Source organism: Nostoc sp. CHAB 5836 (genome assembly GCF_020829445.1).
Taxonomy (GTDB): Bacteria; Cyanobacteriota; Cyanobacteriia; order Cyanobacteriales; family Nostocaceae; genus Nostoc.
The window spans coordinates 1-6,692 of the sequence record NZ_JAIVFV010000264.1; the positions used below are offsets into that span (position 1 = coordinate 1).

Below are 6,692 nucleotides of genomic sequence, written 5' to 3' on the forward strand. Positions count from 1 at the left end.
GTTTATATTACTATACCTTGGGGTTCTGGTGGCTATGCTTTTTTTTTGCTGGTAACTATAAACAAGATTAATCATTTATTCGCGTAATACATACGCGAACACTTCTTTTTTGTCCAAAGTCCAATGTTTTAATGCGTCCATCAAATCTTGTTCTTCTGCTTGATTATAATCTTCCGACAGCAGAGTTTGGGCTTCTTCTCCGGCGGGTACAAATCCTTGAGATAGTGCTTTTAAAAATCTTTCATGCACTATTAATAATTTTTTGATAGTTTCTTGAAAAGCGTAAACACTCGATTCAAAACGCTTAAATAATAATACCCGCATCAAACCCCGGAGGTTAGAACCTGCACGTTGCAAAGTGTTATAAGGTTCTTGCTTTTGTTTGTCTTTTAAAACATAGTTCCACAGCCCATAACGTGCATAGCTAAGTTCGTTTGTGGGTGGTTTAACCAGTTGACGCTTGCGGGACTTACCCATATATTGCCGTAAATCCTGATACAGTCCTTGGTATGTGTCCTCAATGCTGTATTCAATGGTTTCTAGTTCGCGTTTGGGGAAAAAGCGATGTTTACCACCAACGATGACATAAGCGCGTCGGGTTCCGTCTAGGTACTCTTTAAAGTTAGCTGGGTCAACTTGTTGATGAGTTTTTGAATCAAAACCATAAAAACGTAAAATGTGGTTGCGGGTACGGCGGATAAGGATATGAGAAAGTAACTCTGGTAATTTTTTCGCACCCTTTTCTACTAATTGAAAGTATTCTTTTAAATTAGGTGGGTCTATTGGTAAATCAGTTTTATCATCTTGATGAAATAATTTTAACTGGTGATAAATATCCCAAGCACTCTTATTTCGAGGAGTAGCTGTCAAAAAGCAACAACGTTTACCCGCACCTAAAAATGCTTCTACGACTTTATATCTTTGAGTATTATTATTTCGCAGGTTATGACTTTCGTCTATAAGTACAAAATCTCTATCTTGAAATCTAAAGTCATTTAATAATGCTTTCACGTCTCCATCATCATCTTCTTTCAACATTCCCATTGAAAGGACACGAGCATTTAACTGGTAAACTTCATTATATCTATCCCACATTTCTATAAGTGGTGCAGGGCAAATAATTAAAGAACGTGCGCGTTCTACTTGTTCAAATCTTTTAATAATTGCAGCACCAATAAAACTCTTTCCTAACCCTACTACATCAGAAACAAAAGCTCCGCCATAATCTCTGATATTTTGGACGGCATTATTAACAGCTACTTTTTGAAAATCTGCTAATTGTTTACTAATTTCATCTTCTATAATTAAATCTTTTGGTGCAGTATCTTCTAATCTATCTTTGACTAAAGCGTAGAGAGTCTTATAGTAAACATCATAAGGACGGACTATAGAACCCGCCCAAGATTGTTTCATCTCTCTCATTAATACTTCATTAAATTCTTGAGCTTCATTCCACAATTCATCAAACCAATGAGTTAATTCTGTATGGTTATCGTTTCCGTGGATGGTTACATTCAGTTCGGTATTATGGGTAATACCAGAAAGGGTAAGATTGGATGAACCTACAATAGCAATCCCTTTTTCTTGACGCTCTAAAGCTCTACCTTTGTTATCATAAACAGTACCGTAATCAAAAATATAAGCTTTGGCGTGTAAAGTTCCTTTTGTGTAAACGCGGACATGAAGCCGTTTTTCCTCTATCATTTGCACTAAGTTTTTAACCAGCATCTCGGCTTCATCCGTCTGATCCATTAATTCAATACTAGAACGGATATTGGCTGCTGTTTCATTCGCCATCCGCTTTTCTTCACTACGCTTCGGATATTTCTGTGCTTCGATTTGATCTTCAATCAATTCTAATCTTCGGTATCCTTGGGCGATTTGCTCGATGGTTTCGCGGTTGCTAGTATTGCCAATTAACAGGCGTAATTCTTTAATCCTAGTGAGGCGTTCTGCAATGGCAGTAAAGCCAGAAAGGAAAAAATAACCTACCGCAAAATGTGCCGCTTCTGTTGAGTCGAGAATGCGTTTAATTTGGTCTACTAATTTTTGGTTGCGGTTGTCTATAATATCGTGGGTAGGCATTGTTCAAGATGCTAAAACTTCACTGAGGATAACAACAGGTAAACCCGGAGCATTACGAAAGCCTTTATCGTTGCTGATAAATTGGTTACAACTAACAGATAAAGCTGTAGCAGCATGAATAGCATCGGGTGTTTTGAGGTTACTTGTAGCCCGAAGATTAGCAGCTTGTCGCAGGATTAATTGACTAATAGAAATTAACTGCACTTGAGATGATAATAATAGTTCCTCATAGTCTGCTACTAAAGAATTATTAGCATTACGTAAGGGAACAACTAAAACCTCCATTAATATTAGTTCGCTGCTAATGATTTGAATTTCTCCGGCATAAAACTTAGACCATAGTGGTTGCAGAAGAGAGTAATAATCAGGGTTGCCTTCAATGGTATAAATAGCCACAGAAGTATCTATATAAATAGAGCCACTTGTTGGAAGTATTAGCTGTCCCATGATAAGCGTTCTTCTTGTAGTTGTCTGTCTATATCCTCAGCAGTTCGAGAAGGGTGTCTCCTACGGCTTTCTTCTATAATGTCCAGTACAGAACGACGCTTTGGTTCAGCTTTTTCTGGTAAAATCACAAATACATCAACGCTATCGCCAATCTCAGCTTCTGGAATTTCAATTTCTATTTTGTTTCCTGGTAAAACTTTGGTTGTGATACGTAAAGCTGATTGCATGGCTTTTCCCTCAACATTTCTTAATACTATAGGCGAGATTGTTCTTTTCTCTATTGTCCTACAGTCCATAGAGGGCGGCGACTCGCTCATCTATTTCTTTCTCCCATGCTTCACACTCTACACCTTTTGCATCAAGGCATTTTTGGACTAGTTTAGATATTGCTTGGCGATCGGTAGTTAAAGCGTTGGGAATAGGAATTTTATTCATATATATACTGCGTAACTCTAAACTTTTACCTAAAAGTTCAGAACACTGACTCTGAAGGTATTCCCATACAACTGATGAGTTAAGTACCCCAATAAGATAGAGGTCAGAGACAGGAATAATAAAACCTTTATCATTAGTTAATGCACCTGTTGTATCAAAAGCAAAGCGTGACTCTTTTGCAATAACTGGATACATAATTTTAGGCTTATCAAATGCAGCATAGTAATCACATGAACGAAGTTCCCACCAATGATTACCTTTGTCATAACGCTTTTCTAATTCTATTTGCCATTGCTTTAAATGTGAAAATATAGCAGGATAGAGCTTTATATTAATGCCTATATGCGTAAAAACAAGCCAACGTTTTGTTGATTCTAAGTGCCATTTACGAATGTCATCACCTACGGCTAATGGCTTAATAATTTCTGCGCTTTTAGAGTCTTTTGCAATCAGTTCTGCACGTTTTTGTCCATCAATCAAAAATGCTTTATTGAAGCCTGTTTTCACTCCATAATAAATTTTACCATTGATGTATTGATTTAATGGAAGACCTGCTTTTTCCATCTTTCTTAGACGATTGGCGGAAGTTGCATTAGTCAAAGTCCAGTTTGCACCTTTGAAGGCATCAGAAGGTAAAATATGTCCACTATTTAGAATAATTTGCTTGACATCGGGATAAGGTGATTTCAAAGATTTGACTTGTGTGAAGGTAGATAAAATACCATCTGTTTTTTTATTCTGAGCAACAAAAATCATCACTAAGACAGCAGCACTTTTAAATACTGGTAAATCGCCAAAATCAGTAATACTATAAACTTGGCAAGTATCAGCAATATACTTTTTCAATTTATCCCCATACTTAGCACGAAACCACTTATTAGAAGAAATAAAACTTAACATTCCGCTAGGTTTCAAAAGTTGCAAAGCACGGGTGTAAAAGAAACAATATAAATCAGATGTGCCGTTATGGTATTGAGCCGAGATACAAGTAAAAAGCAGCAAGATGGTCTGAAAAGCCTTGCTCTATATAAGTTTGAGCGTTTCTGAGGCGCTACCAAAGAGAATTATAAATACTCTGTGGTAGGAGGCTAATGCTTTGAGCTATAATCCATTACCTGTAAGAGTTTCAGATAATTCACGCCAATAGATACTCATCGTCTTTGCTGTAAATAAAATTAATAAATACTCCAGTTTTTGTAGCGATACATACCCAAGATTTGCGCTCTCCTGCTGATTTTACTTAAAAATAGCTAAAACCTATATATAGCAAGAGTTTCCAGACCATATTGCAGGTTTTTACTCATATCTTGGCTCAATACCAAACACGTTATCAAATTGTGGATGAGTTGGCGGAAAAATTCTTTTTATGCGATCGCTAAGTTGTTTGAGTTCTTCTTGGATAGTGATGAGTTCCTCAGTATCGTCTATATCGACGTGTTGCAAAGACAACTGCAAAGCCAGTAATAACAAAAACTGTTATTATAATAGCTATTCTGGTTATAAAGTGAGGCATAAATGAATATTTCCCTGACTCCTGAGCTAGAAGCGTTCGTGCAGAAACAGGTTGAGTCTGGTTTGTACCATTCTCAAAGTGAAGTGATTCGGGAAGGATTACGTCTGTTAAAACGTTTTAACGACCATTCCGAGGAATATAAACTGTGGCTCAATCAACAGATTGCCATTGGTTTAGGAGAGCTTGACAATGGCCAAACTCTGAGTGCTTCTGGCGCACGCGATCGCATTCGCAACAAGGCGCAAAAGTTGATGAAAAAATCCGACTCATGAACCCAAAACCTTATGTTCTCTCCGAGCAAGCAGAAGAAGACTTGGCTTTGATTTACGCTTATATTGCGCGAGATAATCTAGATGCTGCCGAACGGATGCTTGATAAACTGCTTTCTGCCTGTGAATTGCTGACAGATAACCCCAGAATAGGGCAGTATCGTTCTGACTTGACCCCGTTACCCGTTCGTTTCTGGTTGGTGCATCCCCGCTATTTCCTGATCTATCGAGGGGAAAATCCTGTTGAAATCGTGCGCGTACTCGCTGCAAACATGGATATTGTGCGAGAACTTGCTGGGGAATAATTAGGTATTCACATAGTTTTAGCTCAGTTTTTAGCCTGCTCTAATGACCAGGATTTAGGATATAGTCAACCTCGAATGCTTTGAAGGTTTCACATCCTAAATGAGTTTCATTCCACATCTTTACTAAAGAAGAATATTCGATAACAACTCGTTTTTCAACTTTAATATCAAAGTTGAAAAAGTTGTCAATTGTAGCCGAATAATCGCAAATTAGTTTTTCAACTTTGTTTAGTGGTATTCCATTTTGAATTTTGTTGCCAAGTTTATCTGTTACGACAAAATTTATATTTTCTTCTTCATCGCCATGTAATTGAAAACTCAACATGGTTAGGTCTGAATTTGGAAATACAAAAAATTCTTCTCTGCAAACAATGTCTGTGTCGTAGAAGGTATAAGCTGTTGATCCTCTTGATGGTGGAACTAGACTTCTCAGAAAAACTTTATATTTAATCTCCTTAAGAAATCTTCTCCTGGGTATGTTCCGAATTGCTAATCTAAATCCGTATTCAGGCAAATATCCAAGCCTTGGTAGTCCTTCTCTTCGGGCTGCCCATTTTAGTAAGAGATATTGGATTGCAGGGAAAGCAAAGAAAGTGACCAGTGCTAATAACTGGCTAATTGATTGCTCTAAAATTTTATCCATACACGCTCCAAAACCCTAAATTACAGCATTTTTACTGATTTATAGCTTTAGGACTTACGCATCATACATCTGTACTATACGAAACTTGGGCTTTTGAGCCATATTGAACACCTAGCATACTCAATGTGAGACTAAGTCAGAATTTTTTTCAGCGCCTGAAATGGTCATTTTGCATAATACATATTATGGTTAATTTGTACAGTCGTCATTAAAATTTACGCCAAGCGTTCGCAGACCTGGAGCGTACAAATCAAATAATTCTTGTTCTACTGAATCGGCAGACCAGAACCACATAAGAAAAAGAAAACTCCTGCTGGGTGGCTAAATAAAATTTAGCATTTAGCGTGCTTCGTGTTGATGTGGAAACAAGTAGCGATGTCTACGAAGGGCTATTCGGTGTCGCTTCAAGGTAACTAGAGGCATCGTCTGAAATGCTCAATTTAACCTTGTTTTGTGAGTTTTGTTATATCCCTGGCTTTAGCTGAAATGTCCAGATGGTAAGACTTCTAAAAAACTTTTTGGTTTACTGATAACGACTGTTATCTGTAAGGTATTTAGTAGTATGAATATACTAGTGATTAACAAGTAGCAAAAGCTTCTCTTATAATTTACACTCTTACAGCACCATTAGCACAGTCGCTTTTTCCCGCAATCTGTCCTCCCACCAATTGTTTCGCTTCGTTAACTGACCCATACCGCAGTTCGTGGATGGCTGGTGTAGTTCGGTGTGGGCATTCGTTGTAAGAGCGATCGCTCTTGGGTAAAGTTTGAGGATTTGTTATTTTCTACTTGAAGTGTGGAAATCCCAATTTGATTGAGATGGATCAGGCTTGAGAAGAAAGAATGCTTTCGAGTGGTCAGTTACTGGATAATTGGACTTTGGACAAAAAAGAAGTGTTCGCGTTTGATTTACGCGAACTTACAATCTACGCATCATAAATTACCCCAGTTATTTTTCAAACTGAGTCCAACTGAGTTAAACGCCTAAAGCCTAA

8 protein-coding genes are annotated in these 6,692 nt (G+C 37.6%); 2 read left to right on the forward strand and 6 right to left on the reverse strand.

The window, feature by feature from the left end:
* Positions 1 to 75: 75 nt before the first annotated feature.
* The 5 genes from LC605_RS30185 to LC605_RS30205 form a co-directional block, all read right to left on the reverse strand.
* Positions 76 to 2,085 carry a phospholipase D-like domain-containing protein gene (locus tag LC605_RS30185; RefSeq protein WP_229551109.1) on the reverse strand — a complete coding sequence of 670 codons (2,010 nt, stop codon included), beginning with the start codon at positions 2,083 to 2,085 and terminating at the stop codon, positions 76 to 78.
* 3 nt (positions 2,086 to 2,088) lie between these two features.
* Positions 2,089 to 2,532 carry a type II toxin-antitoxin system VapC family toxin gene (locus LC605_RS30190; protein WP_229551110.1) on the reverse strand — a complete coding sequence of 148 codons (444 nt, stop codon included), beginning with the start codon at positions 2,530 to 2,532 and terminating at the stop codon, positions 2,089 to 2,091.
* Complete coding sequence (locus LC605_RS30195) at positions 2,520 to 2,759, reverse strand: hypothetical protein (RefSeq protein WP_229551111.1); 240 nt, start codon at positions 2,757 to 2,759, stop codon at positions 2,520 to 2,522. The genes LC605_RS30190 and LC605_RS30195 overlap by 13 nt, the downstream gene beginning before the upstream one ends.
* Before the next feature lie 58 nt (positions 2,760 to 2,817).
* Positions 2,818 to 3,969, reverse strand: coding sequence for a TaqI-like C-terminal specificity domain-containing protein (locus LC605_RS30200; protein WP_369010377.1), 1,152 nt, complete (start codon positions 3,967 to 3,969; stop codon positions 2,818 to 2,820).
* Between the two features lie 294 nt (positions 3,970 to 4,263).
* On the reverse strand, positions 4,264 to 4,437 hold the full coding sequence (locus LC605_RS30205; protein ID WP_229551113.1) for a hypothetical protein: 174 nt from the start codon (positions 4,435 to 4,437) through the stop codon (positions 4,264 to 4,266).
* A gap of 45 nt (positions 4,438 to 4,482) precedes the next feature.
* On the opposite strand from LC605_RS30205, the gene LC605_RS30210 reads away from it, so the two are divergent.
* Together LC605_RS30210 and LC605_RS30215 are read left to right on the forward strand one after the other, a co-directional pair.
* Positions 4,483 to 4,752, forward strand: a complete 270-nt coding sequence (locus tag LC605_RS30210) for a type II toxin-antitoxin system ParD family antitoxin (RefSeq protein WP_229551114.1) — start codon at positions 4,483 to 4,485, stop codon at positions 4,750 to 4,752.
* Complete coding sequence (locus LC605_RS30215; RefSeq protein WP_229551115.1) at positions 4,749 to 5,054, forward strand: type II toxin-antitoxin system RelE/ParE family toxin; 306 nt, start codon at positions 4,749 to 4,751, stop codon at positions 5,052 to 5,054. The genes LC605_RS30210 and LC605_RS30215 overlap by 4 nt, the downstream gene beginning before the upstream one ends.
* A 40-nt stretch (positions 5,055 to 5,094) precedes the next feature.
* On the opposite strand, the gene LC605_RS30220 is transcribed toward LC605_RS30215, so the two are convergent.
* Entirely contained in the window at positions 5,095 to 5,697 is a 603-nt protein-coding gene (locus LC605_RS30220) for a hypothetical protein (RefSeq protein WP_229551116.1), read from the reverse strand.
* Positions 5,698 to 6,692 lie beyond the last annotated feature (995 nt).

What these genes read in the sequence shown, in the direction of transcription:
- LC605_RS30185 (WP_229551109.1), bottom strand. Translation starts at nt 2,085, where the DNA reads ATGCCTACCCACGATATTATAGACAACCGCAACCAAAAATTAGTAGAC.
- LC605_RS30190 (WP_229551110.1), bottom strand. Translation starts at nt 2,532, where the DNA reads ATGGGACAGCTAATACTTCCAACAAGTGGCTCTATTTATATAGATACT.
- LC605_RS30220 (WP_229551116.1), bottom strand. Translation starts at nt 5,697, where the DNA reads ATGGATAAAATTTTAGAGCAATCAATTAGCCAGTTATTAGCACTGGTC.
- LC605_RS30215 (WP_229551115.1), top strand. Translation starts at nt 4,749, where the DNA reads ATGAACCCAAAACCTTATGTTCTCTCCGAGCAAGCAGAAGAAGACTTG.
- LC605_RS30210 (WP_229551114.1), top strand. Translation starts at nt 4,483, where the DNA reads ATGAATATTTCCCTGACTCCTGAGCTAGAAGCGTTCGTGCAGAAACAG.
- LC605_RS30195 (WP_229551111.1), bottom strand. Translation starts at nt 2,759, where the DNA reads ATGCAATCAGCTTTACGTATCACAACCAAAGTTTTACCAGGAAACAAA.